The organism is Seonamhaeicola sp. ABD4_340 (assembly GCF_056312135.1).
In genome coordinates, this window is sequence record NZ_CM149981.1 from 2625923 (window position 1) to 2651032 (window position 25110).

Here is a 25110-nt window from a genome sequence, read left to right on the forward strand (position 1 = left end):
GTAAGCCTTCACTAGCAATGAATTATATACGTTGTTGTGCAACGGTTTTATATTTTTTTCTTATTTGGATTCTTTCTATTTGAAAATAAAGAAACAATCTCAATTGTATTTTTATTGATTCTGTAGTATAAATTGTTATGCTTTTCAACTACAGCTTTTCGTATATTCTTTTTTTCGATTGATTCGGGGAAAATTGCAGGCATTTTTGAAATCAGTTCAATTGTGTGATCTAATTTAGCAGCAAATTTTCTTAATTCTCTTTCAGTCCAATTATTTTCAAGATATTCAATAGTTTCTTTAAGTTCAGAAATTGCGTGGTCAGTCCACAGTATTTTATAACCACTTTTCATAAATTCCTTTCACGTTAGAGTGAGAAGTTAATTTTCCGTTGTCAGCATCTTGAATTCCTTTTTCAATAGATTCTTTTTCGGAAGCAGAAATTTCATTCCACCAATCGGTTTTTTCTTTATCTCTTAATTTCATTAGTTTGTCAATCAAAGACTTGTCGTTTAATGTTGACAACCATTGAATTAATTCAATTTTTTTATTTTCTAAACTTAAATCCATAATATCAAAGTTACAAATTTAATTCTATCATTCAATGTTTGCGTGATTTTTTTAACTGTTGCACAACGGTCTCGTATAAGATTAGTTGCGTGGTTTAAGCAACTAATTTAGCAAATAAAAACCGAATAGAAAATCCGCGAGGATTTTCGTAAGTAGGCTAGAACCAAGCAATTAATTTTATACATTGTTGTGGCTAGTTATTATAGTTGTTCGATTAGTTTTTTTATTCGTTCAAATTGATTGTCTTTTTCTAAAGGATTGATTTTATTAAATGATAGTTGGGAAATATTTTGGTTGAGAACTTTAATTTTATTTAGCATTGGGATTATATATTTCATAAAATGACTAAAATGTTGTTCTATGTCAGAATAATTTGAAGCTAATTTATATCCAGGTTTACCAGAATGACTGATAATAAACAATCCTTCATATCTTAAATCTCTAATTAGTAAACGAAGTTTATCTTCGGTTATCGTCTTTGAGAAGTTTTTTAAAAAGTTAATGAGTTCGAAACTAGGAACAAGCCTTTCCGAATCAATTTTTGAGTTTGTGTATAAATATTCTAAAAGTCTTCTTTTTAAGGCATCTTCGCTTTTTTGAGAGTTTTCAAGGTAATTCTTTAATGACTCAAGGTTTAATAGACTTATTTCCTTGCTTAATAATTTAGTTTGTTTTACTTCATTACTGTTAACTTTTAAATAAGGATGATAACTTACAGACATTCTCGTGTGAAGAATTTCATATATTTTATCACTCTCAGGGTTATAATGACTTAAACAAAATAAACGACCTAAAGAACCAGCTATGATGTCTGCGTATTGTACCATCTTTTCGCCTGTTTTGTCATCAGATAGCTGAAATGTTCTGTCAGGATTAAAAAGATCTCTTTGAGTCGCATTATTTTCAATAAAATGAACTAGTTCTTTTCTAAAACTATCAAAGCCAAGTTTGTCTAAATATATATCGTAAGAATTATATATTAGATTATATTTTTTAATTAGTATCTTTTGAAAATACTTATAAAAAACCTTTTTAAACCTTAAACCTCCTTCATCTTTGTCTAATTTACTTTTGTCTACAACTAGAACGTCAATTGTGAAATCTAAGTTTTCTATTAAGAATTGAAGTATGTTTAACCTTTTTTGAAAATATTTTTTGTCTCCAAGGTTATTTGATTTAATATCTTTTCCTAATCTGAATTTTAGACAGATTTCTTTACGTAAAGCTCTTGCTTTCTCGATTTCGGATTCTGGAAAAATAACTGAAGTATATACGAAATGACTAAACGTTCCTTGTTTAGTTAGGTTTAAATGGGAATTACCAAATTCATCGATAAATATTTTAGCTTTTTCCAAGGTTCGTTTTAATTAGCCACAACGGTCTCGTATAACCGTCAGTTACGGGATTAAAGTTAGTGATTTTCGGTTAAGAACTGACGTTAGCAATTCCGAGTGGATTCGGACGCAGTCGAATCCGCCGTAATTGCGGTTATACATTGTTGTGGTGTCGTTTTTTTATTTTTAATAGTCAAATTTATAAGAATTAGTTGTTTGTCTTTTTGTCCAATTTTTAAATTCAACGTTCACAATTACTTCTTGTGTTCCGTGAATTTTTTCTTTAAAATCAAAGTTTTCTTGATATGAAATCCCATATTTATCAAGGACTTCATCAATTTTGTTTTTTTTCAGTTCCGCTTTTTTATTTTCTCTTCTGTATTTATTCAGTTTAGAGTAAGCAATTCCAAGAAATGAAAATCCAGCGACAATCATTCCAATTTTCACATACCATAGAAATAAGCTATGTATATTCCAATCAGAAAAAAAGTATCCAAGTAGTATTAATAGAAAACCAATAATTATGGTGCTGTAGAAAGTCAGATGTGTTGACTTTTGGTTTCTACGTATTATTTCCAATTCGAGATTAGCAATTTCTAATTTCTCTTGAAATTTTTTGTCAAGTGTAATTTTTGAGCAAGTATTATTAAAATCAGGTTTTTTATTGGTCAAATTGCAAGTCAATCCTTTTTCAAGACTCGTTATTTGGTTTTCGCATAAATCACAATGTCGTGAAAAATTCATTAAAGTTTCAGTTCAGTTTTAGTCAGTTTTTGATTCCAGCGTTCGTTTTGGTAAATGCACCACAACGGTTAACGGCTAGAAATTCGTTGCGGAAAAATCCGCAGGATTATTCCGCCATAGAACGAATTTAGTAAAAAGAAATGAATTTTCGGAAGAAAATTCAGTCGCAATGATTTTTAGCCAATGTTGTTTTTAGTAGCGGCCCACAAGAGTAAGCAGAGGCAGCTTGCGTGTCTGTTATTTTATCCGCAGCGTTTATTTAGTCGGCAATTTATTGTCGGTTAAATTTTTTATCCAAAGTGTTATTTTTAGCTTTCAGATTTAATTTTTTTTAAAATCCGCAACAGTAGTTTTTCGCGCAAAGTTTGAAGTTTTAAAGAATCCGAGTGATTATCGGTTGCAGTTTTTTTCAGCGTTTTGCTGAAAGTCGGTCGCAGTTGAGTGATCAAATTTTAACCGGCATTTTGAGAATCGGATTTTTTTTAAAGAGTTCGAGTGAGCGTCGGCCGCTATTGAAAGCAACGGTATCGGCTATGAGTATTTGCGTGGGTTAGCACTTAACTTTGCAAGTACACACCAAGCTGAAAATCCGCGAGGATTTTCAGAAGTAGGGGAGAACAAGCAATTACTTATAGCTATTGTTGTAGTGCGTTTTTAATATTTTCCTTTTAATTCAAATCCGTTATCTCCAATTTCATAAATTCCAGTCGTAATTGGATATTGCGTGTTTTCATATTCCTCAATTACTATACTTCCGATACGGTTTGAAAAATAATCAAAATCTTTTTTCCCAAACATATAAATGAAATCTCTTACTGGAAAAACACAATAAATTGGCCATCCAATTTCCTTTTCCATTTTTGCTTTTAAATCAGTTGATAATAATAACTCTGATTTCATAAAAAAGTCCGTATCAAAAAAGCACAATTTGTGTCCTTCAAGATTTTGAACTTCCAATTCAGTTTTGTTTAAAACTCGATTAATATTTGAGTTTACTTGTTCAAAAATCAAGCTTTTATCAATTCCCCAATTTTCCAATTGATGATTTGTTATCCAATGTATTAAGTCCGTTTTGTAATAAACAAAGATTTTACTCAAATCACTATCGAACTCTTGATTTAGAATATCGGTCTTGTCAAATGAGTCGTTCGGCACAAGAGATGAATAGATGTAATTTTGAGCTTCTGTCCAATTAGGGATTTCGGGTTCAGGTTCAGTCAGACTTTTTATTACTGTATCTACTGTGTGAAAACTCTCGTTAGATTCATAATCTCGGATAGAGTTTTCCAAGTGTATTTTGTAATCCAAATCGTCTTTTTCAATAAATAGAAAACCATCTTCGTCAATTCGGTTTATTGATAGTCCAGCTTTTTCAATTTCAGACTTAAACCTCTTAAAAATTATATGTTCTTGTAATTCCAAATTCATTTTTCAAATGCACTACAACGGTTAACGGCTAGAAATTCGTTGCGGAAAAATCCGCAGGATTATTCCGCCGTAGAACGAATTTAGTAAAAAGAAATGAATTTTCGGAAGAAAATTCAGTCGCAATGATTTTTAGCCAATGTTGTTTTTAGTAGCGGCACACAAGAGTGAGCAGAGTCAGTTTGCGTGTCTGTTATTTTATCCGCAGCGTTATTTAGTCGGCAATTTATTGGTCGGCTAAATTTTTATCCAAAACGTTAATTTTAGCTTTCAGATTTATTTTTTTTTTTTAATCCGCAACAGTAGTTTTTCGCGCAAAGTTTTAAATTTTATAGAATCCGAGTGATTATCGGTTGCAGTTTTTTTTCAGCGTTTTGCTGAAAGTCGGTCGCAATTGAGTGATCAAATTTTAACCGGTATTTTGTGAATCGGATTTTTTTTAAAGAGTTCGAGTGAGCGTCGGCCGCTATTGAAAGCAACGTTGATGTGTATGGTTAGTTGCGTGGTTAAGCAACTAATTTAGCAAACAAATACGAACCTGAGAAAATTCCGAAGGAATTTTCCAAATAAGCACTTGCCAAAGCAATTAATTATACACGGTGTTGCCCACAGTATTTTCTCCGTGAGTATTTTTTTATTCAGTTTTAATAAATTCAAGTTCGTCATCAATCGCATCACTTTTCGCTTGAACCTTAATTTTATTACCATCAATTTCCAAAATATTCACAAATATTTGCTTTCCGATTACATCGCTTACATCTCGATTAATATTCAGTATTTTTTTATAAGTCAAAATATATTCGCAATCTGATTTCCATTCTACAGAAGTATGGATTTCAACTCCAGTTTTTAAATTCCGTTCAATTTGTAACGTATCGTTTCTTATAATTTCGAATGGCAGTTTTTCGTCAACATAATTAAATTTTCCAGTTTTAAATTCCAAACAGTTTTTTTCTTGGGCACAACCGCTTAAAGTCAGAAGCAAAATTATTGATTTGAGTAGTTTTTTCATATTGTGGGCAACGGTTTCGTATAACCGTCAGTTACGGGTTAAATTAGTGATTATTTTCGGGTTAAGCACAAGCCTTAGCAATTCCGAGTGGATTCGGACGTAGTCGAATCCGCCGTAATTGCGGTTATACATTGTTGTGCCTAGTTATTTTTGATTCCATTTTGTTAAAATACTGTCGGCTTGTTTTTTAGTTATATTTCCAAAATATGGTTTTCCTGATTTACGCTGTTTCTCTCGTTCCATTACAGCAGGTGTGCCACAATAGAACTCGTCCAATCTGTATTTTGAATAATTTGCTTCGAAATAATCTTTATTTCCATTATCATCACGAAAATAATAAGTCAGATATAGATTTTCTGAAATCATCGAGTCAATTTCTCTTTGATAAAAATCCATTTCTGCCGAAATTCCATTTTTCCAGAATAGAATATTTGAATTTATCCAAGTTATTTTTCCTTTGAAATAATCAGCCTTTTTTGTGGAATCAATTTCATAAGTCATTCCAGTTTCAATGTTTTGAAACGTGAAAGTTTTGAATAATTTGTCAGTCAAAGTTGCGCCAACAGGTTCTAAATCATTATGATATTCGTAATTCCAATTTTCAGATAATTCTTTTAGTCCGATTTCAGCTCTTTTTTCGTTCAGTGCGATTCCGTATTTTCTATAATTCAGCTTTTCGTTTTGAGAACGTAAAGTAATTTGATATAAAATAAGCCCGAGAAGAAATATTCCAATTCCAATTATTAATATTTTTCTCGAACGTTTTTTCATAATTAGGCACAACGGTTTTGTATATGGAAAGTTGCGTGTTTGAGTGCGAGGATTTTCCGAAGGAAAATCAGAAGCTAGCAAACAAAACAGCTACCTTTACTTGAGTCTAAAACTAGCAATTTTTTATATACGTTGTTGCCATTTCGTTGTTTTTTTCTTATAGTTTTGGGTCAGTCAGAAATCTTTTTTTATTCGTTTCACTAATCAGTCCGTCACAACAGTTTCGTACTGCTATGGTCAGTCAGAGATTTGTTTAGTTTTTATTCAGTAAACAAGCTAAAAGTCTGACTTTGTTTTATACAAAATTTGATTGAGAATTCAACGTAATATTAGAAATTACAAAATATGATTTTTCTGTTTTTTTATTAAAATGTAAAAGGAAAACTTTATTCACAATTACAAATAGTTCCATCCAATTCAAATAAAATTTCTTTAAGATCTTCACAAGGCAAGGTTGCACCAAAACCACCATCATTAAGTTCTATTTCGTGACAATTTTTAATATCATCATCAGATGAACAATTAATAATCAAAAAAACAAATGCTATTAAAAACAAAAAATTAAAAAATTTATTCATATTAAAATTCAATTAAAATTAATCAATTACTAAATCATTGCTTTTTTAATTTAGCTTTATCAACTCAGAGTACGTTCCGCAATGAATGGCAACGGTCTCGGCTATGAGTAGTTGCGTGGGTTAGCACTTAACCTTGCAAGTACATACCAAACTGAAAATCCGCGAGGATTTTCAGAAGTAGACGAGAACAAGCAATTACTTATAGCCATTGTTGTAAGCAGTTTTTTTTAGTTCAACCAGACAATTTTCAGTCCAGTTTTATTCTTAATTTCTTTTAAACTTTCCGCTGTTTCAAATCCGATAACTGCGTTTTGTCCTCCAGTATCAAAATATGTGTAACGACCTTTAGAATTACTGTTTTTTGTCAAGCTTACGATTTTAGAAAACAAGTCAGTATCAACCCAATCATTGTCAACTTTTAAATTCCATTTGTATTCTTTTCCATTAAACGTAAAAGAAACCCAAGCTTTTTCCTCCTCAATATCCACGTAATCTTTCACGTTTTCAAATTTCAAACTACCTCTGGTAATCCGTTCAAGATTTTCAAATATATCTACATATGAGCCGTGGTCTTCAATAGCTTCTGTGTCAAAATCCCAACATTTATTCGTTAATGGTGTCCAAGGTTCACGTTCTATTGTTTGTCCAAGCGTCATATACATTAAAGAAAATGGTTCGTCAAGAAAGTCCTCCTCATCCCAACGCTCAATATCAGATTTATCAGCTCCAGCATTTAATTCAAATCCCAATTCCTTAAATATTGCCAGTTGTTCCTCAAACGAAGGATTTTTTGGTGCGGAATTATTCTTAAATCCAAAAAATGATAGTATTCCCATAAGTAGTAATATTTTTTTCATTTTGTTTTTTGTCAAATTGCTTACAACGTTAGCGTATAAATTTCAGTTGCGGAAAATCGGTACGATTTTCCGATTGAGACTGAAAAGATAGAAAATTGCAATGAATTTCCGTAGGAAATTCAGCCGCAATTGAATTTATACATTGTTGTGGTTAGTTTTTTATTCCGTTTCAAGTTGTTCATTTATAAATTCCAATACGTCTTTGAAATAACTTTCCAAATTTTCGTGTTCTTCTTCTGCAGGATGCCAATTTGCAAACTTCCAGTATTTCCATTTCCCTGCTGTTAAGTCAGATGGAATTAATAAAAAGTATTGCTCTTCATTTATTCCACCAACAAGAATACTTTTTTCTAGTTCTTTTCCAATATTTTCAATTCCGTCAATGCTGTAGGCTTCGATTATAAAACTATCAATGTTCTTTAAATAGTCAATTTTGTTAGTTGGCTCAAAAGTCGGCTCGATATCATTTGGTGCAGAAAATCCGTTTGTTATGGATAAGAACTTTTTAAAATCGGATGGGAATTCAATTCCGAGTCTTTTTTCGGTCAATTTTATTTCACTTTCCGAAGCTGGTTTACTTCCTAACCATTTATTTTCAGTCTGCTCTTGAGTAAACTCAAAATTAGCTAAATCAATCGCTTTCTCTGATATTTGTTTTAGTAGACTGTTCATTTTTTCAAATTAACCACAACGGTCTAGTATAAGATTAGTTGCGTGGTTTAAGCAACTAATTTAGCAAATAAAAACCGAATAGAAAATCCGCGAGGATTTTCGTAAGTAGGCTAGAACCAAGCAATTAATTTTATACATTGTTAGCATACGTTTTTAATTTTCCGATATTTTTTTTATTGCAGATTCGATTAATGATAGTTTGCCATATTCTGGAAATAATTGTTTAATATCATCAGATTTTGATGTTGGTAAAATTTTAGCTCCTTTGTCAATTAAGTCTGCAACAGTTGATATGGATAATTTCAATCTTTCAATCGTCTCAGGTTCTTGAGCAGAATAATGTTTTGAGGCAATAGCTTCTGCCTCATTTTGAAGTATGTTTTCTAACTGTGTTTTTTGGGCACTAACATACAAATCAATTTGGTCATTTTTTAGTTCCAACGTTCTGGCGTGTTCTTCAAATATTTTGGCTTCAGCATTCTTTCTTTTAATTACAGCTGCTGCCCAAGCAATTCCTCCAATTAAATTTATTGCTATTGTTGTTCCAACACCTACCATCAACCATATTGAACCTGGTTCAGCAGTTTTAATATCTAATTCTGAATCGATTTTTGAGTCTAACAATGGGATTTCAATAGCCTTTTTAAAATCATTTGCTGTTTTCGATAAATCATTAAATGTTTTAATAGGCGGTAATTTTATAGCTAATGTTGTCTCTGATTCTATGCTATAATTTGACTCAAATTGCCTTACAAAAAAGTCCAACCCTATAAATAAATTTTTTACAAAATCTTGAAGTACTGTATGGTTTGAAGCATTTAAAGAAAGTTTGTCACCCGTTGACGTAAATAAAAAACCATTTTTAAGTTTTTCTATCTGTGTTTTTAAAAATGGAATTCGTTCAAATTCTAAAATTGCATTCCTTAATTTGTTTAAGCCACTAACTTCATATGGATTATCTGCACCATTTTTATAGTTGTAGGTGAAATTTAAATTATCTAAATTTTCTTTTGCAATATTGTATATTTCTCTATTATTCATAGTTGCTTTTCAAATGTATGCTAACGGTCTCGTATAACCGTCAGTTACGGGATTAAAGTTAATAATTTTCGGTTAAGCACTGACGTTAGCAATTCCGAGTGGATTCGGACGTAGTCGAATCCGCCGTAATTGCGGTTATACATTGTTGTAAGCTGGATTTTTTTCATCGACATCTTATTAAAATTCCACCTTGAGGGAAATTCAATTCCGCTATGTATTTTTCGTCAGTCAAACATCCATATCGTTTTCTAAATTTCCGTTCCCTAAAATCATAAACTCTTAAAATCAGATAGCTTTTGTCAAAATGATGTTTTTGCATTTCAATTCCGAAATTCACGCTGTTGTAATACTTTCCCTTAAGAGCATAGTAGTCAAAAGTCAGAGTTATTTTTTTAGTCGATTCAGCTTTTATTTTTTCCCAATCTTCTTTTTGAAGTCTTAATTCTCCAGGATGATATCCGACAAGATTTCTGCTTTTCGTTCCGTCCGCATTTTCGAAATTCAGATATGCACCAGCGATTTCTCCAACAACTAATCTTTCGTTTACTTCAATTACCATATTCAGATTTTGTCCAAATCCGTTTATTGTAATTAAAAGAAGTAGTGCAAAAATCAGTTTAAATTTCATTCAGAGTTCGGTTTTTTAGCTTGCTTACAACGGTTACGTATAAGAATAGTGCGGTTTTGTGTCCGAGGATTTTCCGCAGGAAAATCGGAGTGACCAAATACGCACTAACCTTTTGATTTAGGATTAAAATTACGCATTATTTTTATACAATGTTGTAAGTAGTTTTTATTGTTTAAAATATTATACCTAGGCTTAACATTATTCCCTTAATTTGAGTCCAACTTTCGGATTTTCTAATTGATAAGCCGTCATTACTTATTGATTTATAACTATAACTTATATCTGTCACTATCGTTAATCTTTTTTCATTTAACGAAAGTTTATATCCAAATCCAATATTGAAAATTGTTCCATTATTTGTTCCGTTTTCAATTTTCACTAATGTGCCATAATCAGTAAATAGGTAAGGACTAGCAATGTCATCATTAAGGTAAAATCTAAAGTCTAAAAAGATGGGTAGAGTATTATAATTCGGATTATGATAACCATCCAATCCAATTCCTAATCCAGTTGAGAAATACGGACTGATAAAATATCCGTTTATTGTCTGTAAGTTATAAGCACTAGATTTCTCAAGAGGTAAGTCGGTTACAACAACACCATCTATTGGTGAGTATGTTTCTAGTTTTGCACTCGATACATTTATGTATCCAAATTTTGTGATATTAAAATATCCTTTATTTCTAAATTCATCAATTGATTTTTCGTTTTGAGAATATATTAATCCACTTATGAATAAAGTTAAGATTATTGTAAATAGGTTAGTTTTATACATTCGTATTCTGGGTTTTCTTAAATTACTTACAACGTGTTTGTATAAGATTAGTTGCGTGAACTAAATATTAACTTTAAAAATAAGCAATACAAAAGAAGCACGCGATTAGTTTCCAAATAAGGAAACAACTAGCAATTAATTTTATACGGTGTTGTGTTTAGTTTTTTTATGTCGGTTGTCAATAGTTCGGATGTCATAGAAGCAAATCCAAAGTTTGTAAATGATAAATATTTTCAAGATTTAGTTGATATTGTTTATTCATATAAACTTGATGATGTTGTTTCTGGTCAAATTATTAGAGAAATATCTCATTTTATAGGTTTTCATAATGATGATATGCAAAAAATAGCTGAAAAGGCAATTAAAAATCCTCGCCGTAACATTCTTTCATGAGTTTGTCGGATACATTTTTAAGAGTTCCTTTTCCTTTATTAAAGTCAGAATCGCACTCAATATAAAAAAGTCCGTTTTCTGAATTTATTTTGTCCGATAATGGTTCAAGTTGATGCCAAGTAATAACTGTATTAGCTAATCGATGCATTTTTTTATCAGAATGTATTTGGTCAAAGTTATATTCTTTGATTCCGTTATTGATGATTATGTTTTTGATTTTTATCATATTGTTCTTTTAAATTAAACACAACGGTGAGTGTATGGTTTTGTGCGAGCAAGAAGTCGAAGACTTCGGGCAGACCACAAAGCAATACTTTTTGTTTGTAGCTAATTTAATGAAATAACAGTTACAATAAAAAAAGTGTTGTGCCTTGGATGGCAAGTAATTCCATCGACCATAACAGACCTTGAGCATAAACTATACATATTGTTACCCACAGGCTTTTATTGTCAGGATTATGATTATCAATAATATTAAGCTTAGTATAATAAAACAACCTATCGAGCCTTTTTTTCTTTCACTTTCAAGTTCTTTATCTCGTTTTATTGCATTGTTTTTTGTCAAAAAGTATCCTCGCCAAGCGTTGTCAGGAATAGATAAAATCCATTCCTCATTACAAAAAACACATTGATATATTAATTTGAAATCCCAATTTTTGTGATTTTCATCTCTTATTGTTCTTAATTTTTTCTCGTTGATTTTTATATCAATCGACCTTTGAAAAACATCAAAATCTTCTTGAGAATCAAATTTTAAAATTTCTTTTTTAAAACAATCTTCGCACATATTTTTAGGAATCTATGATATTAGTCCATTTATCAACTATTTTGGAAAATTTTAAACTCTCAGCAGTGCTTTCATATTTTTCATCCAATGAGCCCTTTTCTAAATCTCCAAATAATTCAATTATTTGGTCAATATGTTCTGGTTTTAAATCAACAACATAATGACTACTCTCTTTATCATTTAATTTATTGCGTTTAGTTGATTTCTTTATCTCATTATTTTTAAGAATTCTAATTATTTCGTCAACAATCTCATCATTATTAATTTTTAAAAGTTCATTTCTCGTAACTATTAATGTATGAAAATCAATTGAACTCATAATTTTTAAATCAAATTGAGAATATCTTGGTGCTTGTGGGTAACGGTCTCGTATAACCGTCAGTTACGGGTTAAAGTACGCAAATTTTTCGGTTTAGCACTGACGTTAGCAATTCCGAGTGGATTCGGACGTAGTCGAATCCGCCGTAATTGCGGTTATACATTGTTGTGAGCTGGCTTTTATTCACGATAAAATTATTCCGTATAACCATAAAAGTCCATAAATATTAGCAATTCCGAATATTATTCCGAAAATCAACTCTTTATTAATTCGGTAATTTTTTAATTCCGAACTTATTGTTTTTAGATTATGTTCCTTTTCAACTCCAACTTTAGTTTCCGCAATTCTATCACCAATTCTGCGTTCAGGACTGAAAATCGTAAAAATCAATTCGAATGGAATTATTGGTAAAAAATTCCGCAATGAGCTTTTCCATTCCGTTGCTTTTTGACTATTCAGGTTTTGCACTTGGATTCCAAAAATTCTTTTTCCGATACTTTTTCCATTAAGAAAGTCCTTGTTCATTGTTATAGGATAAACAATCATCATTCCGAGAAATAGATTGTTAGTCAACGCTACAATTCCAAATCCGATTAGTCCCATAATCAAATAATCAATTGCAAATGCCTTAATTCTATTTTCTAATATTGGTTTCAAATGATTGTTTTTTTCAGCTTGCTCACAACGGTCTCGTATAACCGTCAGTTACGGGTAAATTTACGAAAATATTCGGTTTAGCACTGACGTTAGCAATTCCGAGTGGATTCGGACGTAGTCGAATCCGCCGTAATTGCGGTTATACATTGTTACCTGCTGGCTTTTAATTTTTCCATTTCTAATTTCTGCTTTTCAGTCAGCTCAATATTGTATAAGGAAATTGACATAGAAAAGTCAGTTACTTTTTCAAGAGACAGATTCTTTATTTTTTCTTTTTTTATTAAATCAGCTACTTTTTGAGTGCAAAACCTAAACATAGTCGATTCTCCATTTTCATCTGGTTTGCACATAAACAAGTCCGAACCATCCCAATAATCGTCTTTAAAGAAAAAACCTTTTGAATGTGGCTCTGTCGTAATTCCGATTTTGTCCATTACTATGGCGTTTTTAGAATAGTCACGATATCCACAACGTCCAGTTATAATCAGTCCGAAATATTTTTGACTAATCAATTCATTTTTTTTTGAGTGGATTTCGACATCATATGTTTTCCAACCAGTAATTCCATTAGATTTAAATAATTCAATTACTCTTTCACTTACTATTAATGGAAATGCATTAGTTGTCCAAATAATATCATAGAGAGTTTTTCCGCCCATCGAATGTTTGACAGAAACAATTTCAGATACTTCCTTTTCTCCGCGAGAAATTTCAGGTTCAGCCAAATCATAATTTTCAATCACTCCTCGAAATGGTTTACTCGAAAAAGATTCTCCAATCTTGTAAATTTTATCGTAGTTCAGCATTTTTTTCAGCTTGCAGGTAACGGTCTCGTATAACCGTCAGTTACGGATAAATATACGAAGTTTTTCGGTTTAGAACTGACGTTAGCAATTCCGAGTGGATTCGGACGTAGTCGAATCCGCCGTAATTGCGGTTATACATTGTTGTGGCAAGTATTTTTTTATTTTAGTTTAAATCTTGTCTTTAACCACTCAATTAATTTTTCATTATATGAGTCGTTTGATTTCATTTCAAGTACTTTTCTTAACTCTCTACCTACACGAGTAAAATTTATAATTTTGGTTCTTATTTGTTTGTGGTCTATTTCACCAGTTAAGTTTAGTTGAAAAGACTTATCGCCTATTTTAAAAGGCATTGCGAAAAGTGCAGGATGCATATCTCTCCAAGCAGTTAAGTCATATTGAATTAAGCCTGCATCTTGAAGTTGAGATAAATTTGAATAGTTTAAATTAAAGTCTTTTAAAGCATTACTTCCTGGACTTCCGAAAGGTTCAGTTATAACTTGTACCATTTGGTCGCCTAATTGTGGTAGCTCATAACTTATAGAACAGAAATCTCTAAATATTTTCGCAGTTTCTTGGTCTAATAAGGTTAAGGTTTGAAGGGTTTTTGGTCCAAAACTTCCGGGTCTTTTAATTTCACCTGCTAAAATTTTAGACAGAATTAATTGAACTTCTTCATTAGATTTAGTTTCAGAAATCCGAGAAAACATATCCAACCAATCTTCATCAATTTCTTTTTCCGTATCGCTCTCAGGCGGATTTAATTTCAACTCATCCGTGGTTTTATTTACAACACTTTCACGATTGATTTGTTCTTTAAGTAATTTGGAACCATAATAATCAACAGCTCGATTCATTAAACCTTCATCTTGCATAAATTCGTCCGATGCTTTTTCCGCAATTTTTGTCCTGAATACGTTTAAGGCAGTTGTTTCCCCTTTTATTCTTTCTGCCTTCGATTCTAAATAAGCAACAGGAATGTCAACAACACCAGTTATTAGACGTCCCAGAGATTTCCAAAGATTCTTTTTAATTGCTGGTGGTAATGGTATTCCGTCAACAGTAGATAATATATCTTCAGGTTCTAAGCCAGAAGAGTTGATTATTTCTTTGTCATTTTCTTTACTCATTGTTTTTCAATATTTGCCACAACGGTCTCGGCTATGAACAGTTGGGGGTTTTACGCCTTAACTTTTCGGTTTAGCATCGACCTTAGTTTTATGTTTATAGTTTCGTTTTATCACTTTCGCCCCAATTGTTTATAGCCATTGTTGTAGCCAGTGCTTTTTTCATTTTCCAAGTTTTAATATTCTTATCGCACCTTGAATTACCAAAACAAAAACGATTGTTCCGATTATCAAGTCAGGTTTGTTCGAGTTTAGCCAATTAACTAAAATTCCTGCTGTTATCACTCCCAAATTTATTATCACGTCATTTGAAGTGAAAATCATACTTGCTTTCATATGAGCTTCTTCTTTGCTCTTTGATTTTTGTAGCAAATACAAACAAATTCCGTTTGCAATAAGTGCAAAAATCGAAACGATTATCATTGTCGAGAAGTTGGGCAATTTTTCTGCTCCGAAAAATCTTCTCAAAACTTCAATAAATCCAATTACTGCAAGAGTTATTTGAAAATATCCAGCGAGTTTTGCAATTCGTTTTTTTCTTGTCAAAGTTCCGCCAACCGCAAACAAACTGATTCCATAAACGAAACTGTCGGCAAGCATATCCAAACTGTCCGCAACAAGTCCCATTGATTTTGAGATTATTCCTGTTGTCATTTCGATTAGGAAAAAAGTAAAATTTATAGCGAGTACAGTCCAAAGTAGTTTTCTTTGGTTTGTATTTTCTTTAAAATCAGTTTGGTCAGTTTGTTCGGTCGAGATTTTCTTTGCGCCCAAATTTAGTTCGAGAACAGATTTTTCGATTTGGTCAATTTGTCCGCTGTGAAAAATGGTCAATTTTCGGTTTGGAATGTCAAAGTCCAAATTCGCAATATTTGAATTTCCATCTAGTTTCATTCGGATTAAATTTTCTTCCGAAGGGCAGTCCATTTTTGTGATTTCAAATATCGTTTTATTCATTCACGGTTTCTTTTTTCGCATTGGCTACAACGGTCTTGGCTATGGTTTCGTTGCGGAATGATTCGGCAGAATTATTCCGCCGTAAACCAAACATTGCAAACACGCAGGAATTTCCGCGAGGAAATTCCGCCGCAATGAACTATAGCCGTTGTTGTGTGTAGGTTTTATTTTTATTTATCAATTCAGTTATTTTTTCCGCTTTTCCATAATCCGCATCATTCAGCCATATTTTTAAATTCCGATTTTCTGTTTTCAGAGTTAAATTTGGTTTCGTTTTAAATTTTCCTCCGTTTCCACTTCCAGTTAAAAGGTCGATTATTACGCTCAAAATTGAAATCAGCCAATTAGTCCGTTCAGAGTTCAATTCCGCACTTTTTATTTCCGTGTATGAGTAAGTTCCGTTGTTTTTCGGTTCGGAAGCATCAATGACATTAAATTCGTCCGTATTCAGGATAAATTTTAATTCCGGTTTATTTCTCAATTCAACAGTTTCTGTCATTCAGCGTTCTGATTTTAACTTACACACAACGTGATTGTATAAGATTAGTGGCGTGTTTAAGCACCTAATTTAGCAAATAAAAACCAGATAGAAAATCCGCAAGGATTTTCGTAAGTAGGCGAGAACTAGCCATTAATTTTATACGGTGTTAGCGGTAGTATTTATGATACCCAGAGCATATTTCTATCCGCAATTTTCCATTTTCCATTCTCTTTAACGCAGAATATTATTTCTCCTGACCCACATAAACTCCCACACATCAAATCAAAGTAGAAAATGGCTTTATCTTTTTTTTGATTTATTTTGAAATCAGAAAATCTTATTGACCCCATGTATCTGTATTCCGTATTTTTCCAATATTCTTTATTTTGTTTTTCTAATTGTCCCAAGTCCTTGATGATATAATTCCCTGTTTGGGTTAGTTTGCTTAATTCCAATTTACTTTTCTTAAACAATGTACTATCAACTAATTGCGTTAAGAGTTGGTCAAAATCCTTTGAATGCAGGGAAACTGGATAGTACATTCTAGGGAATGACGATGCTTGAATATTCCAACCTATAAATTCCGTTTTTGGATTTATATGATAAGGCTCAATTCCCAATACCAATTCTGCTTTATCCAATTTAGGATTATCGAAAGCTTCGTAAAATATTTCCTTTTGAATGTAGTAGTTTATGGAATCTTGATTGTTTTCAGCATATTCTAGTGGCATTGGCGGCATTGGAGGTTTCTCGTAATAATATTCAGTTCCGACTAGTTCAAGGAAGATGTCGTTTAGTAATTCCACTTCGATAACTGTATTGTCAGGTTTTGGTAAACAGCTTACCAAAATATAGAATAAACTTGTATAGAGGATTACTTTTTTCATATTACCGCTAACGGTCTCGTATATGGAAAGTAGCAGAGTTGATATGCTATTGCTTTTGGTTTTAAACAAAAATAGCAGAAAATAACCAAACTTTTGGATTGGCTCTTAACTGCTATTTTTTATATACTATGTTATGTCACGTTAATATTTTTTTATTCAGACTCCCATTCCTCCTTAATTTGATCAACTAATAATTCGTCTATATTCTCAATGTCTTCTCTGTTAACTCCTTCTAAATCTGAGAATACAATTTGTTTAAAAGGTCTTGGAGAATAACAAACTTGAACACCAGTTCTAACTCCAAGAGTAGTAATAGGTTTAACTTTCATATAAACAGTTTTTGTGCCGTCACCAACTGCTTTTTTGATTGTTTTAGCGACACAGTCTTCACTTCTACAAGTTTTACATGTCACACTTGAATCAGTTTTTGAATACTGATTAATATTTTTAGAGTTATCTAATTTTTTTTCATATTCAGAACTAGAAATTCTTACAAAAGTAAAATCTTTATCGTTAATAATATAAAAATTTCCATTTGATAATAATTCATCTGAAAATTTTTCGTTAAAAGAATTTAGGTTTGATGATTTAAAGTAGATATCATAATAGTCATCTAAAGTAAAGTCTAAATCCAAATTTAATTCTGTTACTATGAAATCTTCTGATGTATTTGAGAAGTTACTGTTTTCATTAGTTTGTTCTTTCTCACATGAAGTGGAAATTAAAACTAATAATACTATGATTAATAAATTTTTCATGTGTTTTTTCTTAATAAATTTTGAGTAAATATAATTTAAAATTTTTAAATACATTTTCATTTTGGGAGGTCAACCCTTTTTTGACTGTTATTTTTATTTTATGTGACATAACGGTCTCGTATAACCGTCAGTTACGGATAAATATACGAAGTTTTTCGGTTTAGCACTGACGTTAGCAATTCCGAGTGGATTCGGACGTAGTCGAATCCGCCGTAATTGCGGTTATACATTGTTGTGCGTAGTGCTTTATTTTTTATCACTCAGTATTTCTTCGTAGGTTGCTTTTTTTACATCGTGAAATTTGTTCCAAACTTTTCTGTATTGTCGAATTATTGTGTCGTCTTTATTTATCTCTTTCATAACGTGATTCGCCTTATTCAGATAACTGATGAAATTTCCCCAATCGAATTGTTTAGAAGGACTATATCCAGTTGGGCTATTTTCATCTGGTAACCATTTCATACGTCTTTGAGAGCCTAAATGCGTAAATCTTTTATATAATCGTGCTTCAAAAAGTGAGTCAGATGGAATATGTGCTTTTTTCGCAAAATGTGCTCCACGTCTAAATGACCTTTTCATTGTTCTATAAAACTTCGAAAAACCTGCTGTTTTTACTCTGATTTTTGAGCCATCATACATAAACCCTAAATATTCTAATTGTTTATTTGGGTTTAAAGTTTCATTTTTTATTAAACCTCCGTTAAATTCAGAGTTCTCGTTAAGCTTGTATCTGTAAGTATTGGTTTTTTTTGGTTGAATGTCAAGATTTGCTTCAACTTCAATTTCTTTACGGATTAGGTTATAAAAATATTTTTCATCCTCTTGGTCGCAAATGATTATTAAATCATCACTATATCTTTGGTAATAAGCGTTCTTTGATGTTGTTTCTGAATGAACTCTATCATCAAAATCTAACATATAAATATTTGCGAGAGTTGCACTAATTGGCGTGCCTTGAGGAATTCCTTTCTTCTCTTTTTTGTTGAGTTTTTGACGAATATCTTTTTTATATGGTTTATCCGTTCTAATTAAGTCTGTCGCTTCTTCGAAAAACTCATCCTTATCACAAAAAGCGACTACATTTTCGTGTCGCATATTGTAGATTTTACTCACTTTTTTGCGCTTAAGAACCTTTTGTGAGGTGTCATTAGGCAAGAACCTTTCTATTATTAGTTTATGTTGAAACCTTTTAAATAATTCATTCTCATTTACATATTTGTTGTCTACCAAATTTTTAAATATTGTATAATGGTCATCTGGTAGATTGTTAGTGTTCAATACACGTTTCCATTGACTATGTAAAATCCGATGGTCTAAATTGTCAAAAAATGAAGTTACATCAGCCACTATTATAGATAGCTTCCTATGTTTGTTATTCTCTATAAATTCAAATGCCTCAAACGCAAATTCGATATTCGATTTATTCCCGCTTTTACCATTACCAATTGGTATCTTTCTGTAAGCAACAGCGACTGAACCATATGGTTTGTCTTTCAAATAATCTTCATAGGCTTTTGTAAGAAGATGACTGTAGTAGCTATAAATAATTGAATCTAAATGTGAGGGAAAGTATATATGGCGTTCTTTTTTATCACTTACCGTTCTTTTCCTTTTACCACTAATGTTTTTTGGTGCATTTTCAAGTGGTCTATATTTTCTTTGACTTAAAGTTCTATGTAAAAGAGGTACGAACTTATGGTTGGCGATATTCTCAGGGTTATTTACGTAATTTTTTAACCACTTTTTATCCTTTTTGCTGGTTAGCGGTTTTCCAATATGAGGATACTTTTTAAATTTCAGCCATTCATCATTCATATTCATCTGTTGATTATAAAAAAAGGATTGAGGTTGGTCGTGGCTTACTTATCGGTAGATACAATCCTGAAGTTGCTTTTCACTTTCGCTATAGGCAACGCCACTCATTGATAGAATAAAGTTCGTATCTTTACTAACACCACCATTTATGATAGTATCGGCAGAAATAGAAACTAAGACAGTTCAACTCACAGTCCTCTCAATGCAACTTCTAATAACATTGATGAAGATTTGCGAGATTGGAATCTCTCTTCACACGTCAGCCGAAGCCTGCGCGTGGAACACTAATGTGCACTTTGCATAAAACGTACCTACCAGTCTTGTCCCAACACTCAATCCGTTGAATGTAGCAATCACAAATCGTTCCATTGCTTTATTTATTACAAAATCAGTTTAATCTTATAAGGTTTGTGACATATTGGCATTTCTATTGTCAGTTCAGCAAGAATTTTAATGAAACGCAAAGTTTTTTTCGGCATTACGCACAACGGTCTCGGCTATGAGTAGTTGCGTGGTTTAGCACTTAACTTTGCAAGTACACACCAAACTGAAAATCCGCGAGGATTTTCAGAAGTAGGCGAGAACAAGCAATTACTTATAGCCATTGTTGTAAGTAGTTTTTTATCTTATTATTTCTTTAATTTCCTTTATCGTAAAAGCAGGTCGTTTTGAATGAATCATTGCGTGACAGTTTGGACAAACAGGAATTAAGTCTTTTATTGGGTCAACTTCATATTCCTTTCCTATTTCCGAAATCTGATTTATGTGATGGACGTGAATAAATCCTTTTCCGATTTCTCCAAAATGTTTTTCAAAATCATAAGAACAGACTTTACAAGAATAGCCAAAATGCTTTAAACATCTCTTTCGGGCTTCAGGATTTCTTTCATATCGAGTTTGTACAATGTCTTTCGATTTACCTTCTTTATATGTTTTTTTAAATTGTGTTGTAACATCATTAGAAACAAAACTATTCTTTATGTATTTATTCTCCTTTATAAAGTTAAACCAGTTAGATTCCAAACTTTCCAAAACTTCTTCTTTTATTGAAATTCCGCTTTGTTGAGGAAACCATTGTTGTAAATTGTTTTTGTCAATACTTTCTAAAGATTCTTTGTCAAATAACTTGTTTTCGTTTGGGTTAATTAGAATATCGAATTCAATATCAATGTAGTTAGTCGTTTTATTTTCTGTTCCGTCCCAATGAGGTGCAACGTAGTATGAAGATTTGGCATAACCACTTCCCATTATTCCTCTTGGTTCGTTACCTAATCTAATTAAGAAAATTCTGTCTCCTTTTCTAATGCTCTTTGAATTTCCACAACTCCATCTTCTTTCAACATATCCAACTTTTTCAAGATGCTCAATGCTTTCTTGTAAATCTTCCCAATCCCATCTGTTAGGATTCCAAGCAAAAAGAAATGTGTTCATATTGTTCTGTTCTTAAATTACTTACAACGGTTTTGGCTATGATTTCATTGCGGAAAAATCCGCAGGATTCTTTCCGCCGTAGCCGAAAGATAGCAAACTTGCGTTGAATTCCGATTAGGAATTCAACCGCAATGAATTATAGCCGTTGTTGTAAAACGTTATTTATTTTCAGTTTCTATTTTTATATGGTTCAATACTCGTTTATGTATTCTGTGAATTATAAAATCAGACCAAGTTTTCCAGTAAATTTCTGGTGTAATATCTACTTTATACCAAGTCGTTCCTTCTAATTCCGTTTTATTTTCTCCGATTTTGGTCAGTTTAAATTGACCTTTATATGACTTGAAATAACCATCTAAATGTGGTGGATGAATTTCCCAAAACGGATTAAATTCATTCATAGGAATTGGTTGTTCTTTTACGTCAAATTGCAATAAATTCGGTTCGTTCCAAGTTGTGATTGGTTCTACAAAACTACCAGTCGTAAAATTACAATATCTGATTGCTCCAATTCCAGTTCCTTTAATAGTTGCGTCTGTTGGATATGAAATTCCAGTTTTAAATATCCAGTCAGTTGGTTCGTCTATTTTGTCAAAAGTCACAACGTTTTTCCAAACATTCTCAATATTTGAGTTAACAATAACTTTCGTTCTAACAGGAATTAAGTTTTCAGGTTCATTGACATAGTCAAAACTCATTGAACTTACGCAAATGACAAGAAGTCCAATTGTTGTATTTGTCGGATTTATCCACTTTCCAGAGTTTGCTTTAAATCCTAAATAAGAGCCAAGCCAAACTAATAAAGCGATTAATGGCAAAGACATTGCAATACAAATCATTCCTTCAATTGCGAAAATCAAAAGTCCAATTAAAACAATTCCGAGTGTTAGAAAACTCAATTTATAACTCTCTTTTTTACTTATTTCTGATAATTTGCCATTAATGAAAGGTGGTAGAAATCCAATTATGAATGGAATAACAAGAAATACAGTCCAACCATATTCTTTAAAAATTCCAATTTCTATATATCCTAAAATCGCAGATACAATTAGAGTGATTAAAATTGAAAATAGTTTCGGGTTTTTCTTCATTTCTAGGATTTCGTTCTAATGTTTTACAACGGTTTTGTATATGGTTTGTTGCGTGGTTTAACTCGTAATTTAGCAAATAAAAACCGAATAGAAAATCCGTGAGGATTTTCGTAAGTAGGCTAGAACTAGCAATAAATTATATACGTTGTTACCACACGTTTTTATTCAGTTTCTTTTTCCAAAATGTAAGTTTTTAGTCGAGAAATAAATCCATTGATTTTTCTACTTTCATTCGACCATTTTCCTTTATATCTTTTATTGTTTTTGTCATAATCGTGCTGAAGTTCTCCACCTAAATCTGCTAAATATATATCTAAGTCCATTTTTAATGATTGAAGAGTAGGAATCATTTCGGAATTTTCAGATTTCATTGTTTTTACAATATCTAAAAGTTGATTTCCAACTCTTTTTAAAGAGTAAATACTCGGTTGTTTTAATAGACTCTCATCAAAGATTTCTTTTCTAATTATTTTAGATTTTTCTTCAAATTCTTTAAGTGTCATTTATAAGTTAGTTTTAATTAAAAGTCCAATTATAATTATTGGTGGAAATATTATTAAAAAGTGATAAATCAAACTTGTTTTAATGTAGTAATCAGCTTTTATTTTGTAAACATCTATTTTGCTTAATTCGTGATAATCAGCTTTTGATGCTTTGAACATATTATGGTCAATTGGCTCGTGATTTTCGTGTCTTTCCAAAATTCGTTCATATTTGTCAGATATTTTTTCTGCAAATTCTTTCTTTTCATTCAATTTTGGTTTCTCTTTTAGAGTTTTAAAAATCCTTAAATCATTATACAGTTTTGATAATTCAAGTCCGCAAGTATGAAATTGCTTAGCTTTTGTACTGAAGTCTTTTGCGTTCTCAATTTGTCCAAACACTAATAATAATATTGAAAGACTGGTAATTGAATAGGCAATTAGGTTTTCGTCAATTGTTTCTGCTGAATATATATTATAAACAGATAAAAGTCCGACTGATATTAAATATACAGATAACATACTTAAGCATAAATTTGATAAGTCAGCTACTTTCAAAAGTCTTTTACCTGCATTAAATCTACTGCCTTTCGTTGACCAAATTTTGTAATTCAATTCCTCAAGAAATGTTTTGTCTAAATAATCCTTATATGATTTCTTTTTCTCCAATGTTCGTTTTTTTGTTCAAATGTGTGGTAACGGTGCAGTATAACCGTCAGTTACGGATAAATATACACTAATTTTCGGATTAAACACTGACGTTAGCAATTCCGAGTGGATTCGGACGTAGTCGAATCCGCCGTAATTGCGGTTATACATTGTTGGGTGCAGTTTTTATTATTTTCCAAAAATTCTTTTTAAATATTGAGTTTGTTTGTCATTCGTAACATTACCATATTTTAACTTTGGCATTTTGTTTCGCAACTGGGTTAATTCTTCTTCCGAACAATCTAGAGTTAATCTTAAGTTTTCTAATTCTTTCAATCTTTCGATTGGTTTTAAAGAATTGTCCAAGATTTTGGTGGACATAAGATAAAGGTATTTTAGATTAATTAACTCGCTTATAAAATCAATTGATTTTAGCTTTAGTCGTTCGTACATTCCTCCGCTGATTCCAAGCCCTTCTAGTTGCTTAAGATTAGCTAAAGAATTCCAATCACTAACCTTTTTTAAGTTTTCCGATTCCAGAGTGATTAGTTTTGGTAATTCGCATATTGGTTGAATGCTTTCTATACTAGTTGATAAACCAAGATTCAAATGCTCAATTTCAGTTTTGTCTTTTAAGCATTCCAAGTCTTTTATAGAACTCCATTTGATGTTTATTCCTTTTAGGTTTTTCATTCGGCAAATGGATTCAAATGTTGTTTGGTTTAACTTATGATAAGTCCAAACGTATTCAACATTATCTAGTTGTCCAAGCATGCTATTCCAGATTTTTAGTTCTTTGGTTTTATTGTCTTCGTTCTGGAATCCGATACATAACCATTTAACTTTATTTATTTTATTACTGTCAAAAGTTAGATATTCAGGTTTTCTATTCTTGATGTTCCAAAATCCGTATTTAATATCTTTCTTTTCTAGACTCAATGTCGTTCGTTTTAAATTGCACCCAACGGTCTCGGCTATGAGTAGTTGCGTGGTTTAGCGGTTAACTTTGCAAGTACACACCAAACTGAAAATCCGCGAGGATTTTCAGAAATAGGCGAGAACAAGCAATTACTTATAGCCATTGTTAGGCAACGTTATTTTGTTTTAATCGGAATCGACAATTCAATATTTGTTCCTACAGCTTTTTTGTCAGCAGTTTTGGTAGGAATAAATTTAGGCAGTGATTCTATTATTTTTTTAATTTCTTTTCTCGCTTGGTTTCCACCTGGAATTGAGTTCAAGGTTTCCACGTTAGTTACATATCCAGTTTTCGCAATGTTTACCTTATATTTTAGGATTCCGTCTTCTTTTGGTGGTTTGATATTTGCAGTTTTCAATTTCTCAATAACATAGGAATGAATAGATTTCATTGTACATTCAGTTATTTTATCCTTATCTGCTTCATTTTCACAACCGACGTATGATAATGGTTGAACAAGTGATTCAGCTTCTTCTTTGTTCGGTAAGCAAATTCCTTTAATCCCTTGTTTGCTTGTTATAGCAACAAGTCCCAATCCTTTTTTGTAATAACGTTTTTCTTTAGTGCCATTTGAGTATTTGTTTTCAACTACAATTAGGTTTTCATAGTTACAATAAGGCGTCTCAAAACTTCCGTCAATTTCGGCAACTTTTCCAGTCTCCCATTTGATTCCTTTTTGAGGTTTTGCAATTAAAAGTATCTGTTCTGTTTTCTTAACCTCGTTATACATAAAAATTGTGTCATTTTGATTTCTCAACAATAGGTCATATACGGTTCCATTTCTAAAATCTTGCTCATATTTGAAATATTCTTTTCCGTCGATTTCTATTTTTTCAGTTACTTTTTCCACATAAAATGCATTTCCCCAAGTGATATGTTTTTCAAATCCGATTTGAAGTGGAAAATAACTTTCTCCGAAACTTTTGTCACAAAATTCGCTTTGTCCGAAAATCAAAATAGGTAGAATTACTAATAATAAAAATATTGTTCTTTTCATTCGTTGATTTGGTTTTAATGTTGCCTAACGTGTTTGTATAAGATTAGTTGCGTGTTTTAAGCACCTAATTTAGCAAATACAAACCGAATAG

Annotated in this window: 30 protein-coding genes; all 30 read right to left on the bottom strand. The window is 31.6% G+C overall.

The features are described from left to right. Positions 1 to 47 precede the first annotated feature (47 nt). Positions 48 to 350 carry a type II toxin-antitoxin system RelE/ParE family toxin gene (locus tag ACYX4H_RS11310; RefSeq protein WP_475296964.1) on the bottom strand — a complete coding sequence of 101 codons (303 nt, stop codon included), beginning with the start codon at positions 348 to 350 and terminating at the stop codon, positions 48 to 50. Beyond that, complete coding sequence (locus tag ACYX4H_RS11315) at positions 334 to 483, bottom strand: hypothetical protein (RefSeq protein WP_476236361.1); 150 nt, start codon at positions 481 to 483, stop codon at positions 334 to 336. Before ACYX4H_RS11315 ends, ACYX4H_RS11310 begins: the two co-directional genes overlap by 17 nt. Positions 484 to 767: 284 nt before the next feature. Continuing rightward, entirely contained in the window at positions 768 to 1922 is a 1155-nt protein-coding gene (locus ACYX4H_RS11320; protein WP_476236363.1) for a DUF3800 domain-containing protein, read from the bottom strand. Between the two features lie 165 nt (positions 1923 to 2087). Then, the gene (locus tag ACYX4H_RS11325) at positions 2088 to 2645 is read right to left on the bottom strand and encodes a hypothetical protein (protein ID WP_476236364.1); all 558 of its coding nucleotides are present in this window, start codon (positions 2643 to 2645) and stop codon (positions 2088 to 2090) included. 654 nt (positions 2646 to 3299) lie between these two features. Further along, positions 3300 to 4073, bottom strand: coding sequence for a hypothetical protein (locus ACYX4H_RS11330; protein WP_476236365.1), 774 nt, complete (start codon positions 4071 to 4073; stop codon positions 3300 to 3302). 631 nt (positions 4074 to 4704) lie between these two features. Beyond that, positions 4705 to 5082, bottom strand: a complete 378-nt coding sequence (locus ACYX4H_RS11335) for a hypothetical protein (protein ID WP_476236367.1) — start codon at positions 5080 to 5082, stop codon at positions 4705 to 4707. A 144-nt stretch (positions 5083 to 5226) separates the two neighbouring features. After that, positions 5227 to 5853 carry a hypothetical protein gene (locus ACYX4H_RS11340; protein WP_476236368.1) on the bottom strand — a complete coding sequence of 209 codons (627 nt, stop codon included), beginning with the start codon at positions 5851 to 5853 and terminating at the stop codon, positions 5227 to 5229. A 386-nt stretch (positions 5854 to 6239) separates the two neighbouring features. Further along, positions 6240 to 6431 (bottom strand): hypothetical protein, encoded by a 192-nt coding sequence (locus tag ACYX4H_RS11345; protein ID WP_476236369.1) that lies wholly within the window; start codon positions 6429 to 6431, stop codon positions 6240 to 6242. Between the two features lie 227 nt (positions 6432 to 6658). Next, entirely contained in the window at positions 6659 to 7288 is a 630-nt protein-coding gene (locus ACYX4H_RS11350; protein WP_476236370.1) for a hypothetical protein, read from the bottom strand. A gap of 159 nt (positions 7289 to 7447) precedes the next feature. Then, the gene (locus ACYX4H_RS11355; protein WP_027880806.1) at positions 7448 to 7960 is read right to left on the bottom strand and encodes an SMI1/KNR4 family protein; all 513 of its coding nucleotides are present in this window, start codon (positions 7958 to 7960) and stop codon (positions 7448 to 7450) included. 153 nt (positions 7961 to 8113) lie between these two features. Next, positions 8114 to 9001, bottom strand: a complete 888-nt coding sequence (locus ACYX4H_RS11360) for a hypothetical protein (RefSeq protein ID WP_476236371.1) — start codon at positions 8999 to 9001, stop codon at positions 8114 to 8116. A gap of 163 nt (positions 9002 to 9164) precedes the next feature. Continuing rightward, positions 9165 to 9629: a hypothetical protein gene (locus tag ACYX4H_RS11365; RefSeq protein WP_370228095.1), complete on the bottom strand. Its 465-nt coding sequence runs from the start codon at positions 9627 to 9629 to the stop codon at positions 9165 to 9167. A gap of 172 nt (positions 9630 to 9801) precedes the next feature. After that, positions 9802 to 10404 (bottom strand): hypothetical protein, encoded by a 603-nt coding sequence (locus ACYX4H_RS11370; protein WP_476236373.1) that lies wholly within the window; start codon positions 10402 to 10404, stop codon positions 9802 to 9804. Positions 10405 to 10765: 361 nt separating this feature from the next. After that, on the bottom strand, positions 10766 to 11023 hold the full coding sequence (locus tag ACYX4H_RS11375; protein ID WP_476236374.1) for a hypothetical protein: 258 nt from the start codon (positions 11021 to 11023) through the stop codon (positions 10766 to 10768). A gap of 204 nt (positions 11024 to 11227) precedes the next feature. Then, positions 11228 to 11584, bottom strand: a complete 357-nt coding sequence (locus ACYX4H_RS11380; RefSeq protein ID WP_476236375.1) for a hypothetical protein — start codon at positions 11582 to 11584, stop codon at positions 11228 to 11230. Positions 11585 to 11588: 4 nt separating this feature from the next. Then, positions 11589 to 11903, bottom strand: a complete 315-nt coding sequence (locus ACYX4H_RS11385) for a hypothetical protein (protein WP_476236376.1) — start codon at positions 11901 to 11903, stop codon at positions 11589 to 11591. A 183-nt stretch (positions 11904 to 12086) separates the two neighbouring features. Continuing rightward, positions 12087 to 12560, bottom strand: a complete 474-nt coding sequence (locus tag ACYX4H_RS11390; protein WP_476236377.1) for an RDD family protein — start codon at positions 12558 to 12560, stop codon at positions 12087 to 12089. 149 nt (positions 12561 to 12709) lie between these two features. Further along, complete coding sequence (locus ACYX4H_RS11395) at positions 12710 to 13366, bottom strand: hypothetical protein (RefSeq protein ID WP_476236378.1); 657 nt, start codon at positions 13364 to 13366, stop codon at positions 12710 to 12712. Between the two features lie 158 nt (positions 13367 to 13524). Further along, on the bottom strand, positions 13525 to 14496 hold the full coding sequence (locus tag ACYX4H_RS11400) for a DUF2806 domain-containing protein (RefSeq protein WP_476236379.1): 972 nt from the start codon (positions 14494 to 14496) through the stop codon (positions 13525 to 13527). Between the two features lie 159 nt (positions 14497 to 14655). Continuing rightward, a complete protein-coding gene (locus tag ACYX4H_RS11405) occupies positions 14656 to 15450 on the bottom strand; it encodes a cation efflux transmembrane domain-containing protein (RefSeq protein WP_476236380.1) in 795 nt (264 codons plus the stop codon). 139 nt (positions 15451 to 15589) lie between these two features. Then, positions 15590 to 15949, bottom strand: coding sequence for a hypothetical protein (locus ACYX4H_RS11410; protein ID WP_476236382.1), 360 nt, complete (start codon positions 15947 to 15949; stop codon positions 15590 to 15592). Between the two features lie 161 nt (positions 15950 to 16110). Then, on the bottom strand, positions 16111 to 16818 hold the full coding sequence (locus ACYX4H_RS11415) for a hypothetical protein (RefSeq protein ID WP_476236383.1): 708 nt from the start codon (positions 16816 to 16818) through the stop codon (positions 16111 to 16113). Positions 16819 to 16970: 152 nt separating this feature from the next. Next, complete coding sequence (locus tag ACYX4H_RS11420) at positions 16971 to 17576, bottom strand: hypothetical protein (RefSeq protein ID WP_476236384.1); 606 nt, start codon at positions 17574 to 17576, stop codon at positions 16971 to 16973. A 246-nt stretch (positions 17577 to 17822) separates the two neighbouring features. Beyond that, positions 17823 to 19391: a reverse transcriptase domain-containing protein gene (locus tag ACYX4H_RS11425; RefSeq protein ID WP_476236385.1), complete on the bottom strand. Its 1569-nt coding sequence runs from the start codon at positions 19389 to 19391 to the stop codon at positions 17823 to 17825. A gap of 621 nt (positions 19392 to 20012) precedes the next feature. After that, entirely contained in the window at positions 20013 to 20822 is an 810-nt protein-coding gene (locus tag ACYX4H_RS11430) for an HNH endonuclease (RefSeq protein WP_476236386.1), read from the bottom strand. Between the two features lie 158 nt (positions 20823 to 20980). Beyond that, complete coding sequence (locus tag ACYX4H_RS11435; RefSeq protein ID WP_476236388.1) at positions 20981 to 21913, bottom strand: SRPBCC family protein; 933 nt, start codon at positions 21911 to 21913, stop codon at positions 20981 to 20983. A gap of 161 nt (positions 21914 to 22074) precedes the next feature. Then, positions 22075 to 22416: a hypothetical protein gene (locus ACYX4H_RS11440; protein ID WP_476236389.1), complete on the bottom strand. Its 342-nt coding sequence runs from the start codon at positions 22414 to 22416 to the stop codon at positions 22075 to 22077. Beyond that, entirely contained in the window at positions 22417 to 23064 is a 648-nt protein-coding gene (locus ACYX4H_RS11445) for an SLATT domain-containing protein (RefSeq protein ID WP_476236390.1), read from the bottom strand. 168 nt (positions 23065 to 23232) lie between these two features. Then, on the bottom strand, positions 23233 to 23982 hold the full coding sequence (locus ACYX4H_RS11450) for a leucine-rich repeat domain-containing protein (protein ID WP_476236392.1): 750 nt from the start codon (positions 23980 to 23982) through the stop codon (positions 23233 to 23235). A gap of 155 nt (positions 23983 to 24137) precedes the next feature. Continuing rightward, a complete protein-coding gene (locus ACYX4H_RS11455; protein ID WP_476236394.1) occupies positions 24138 to 25019 on the bottom strand; it encodes a hypothetical protein in 882 nt (293 codons plus the stop codon). Between the last annotated feature and the right edge of the window lie 91 nt (positions 25020 to 25110).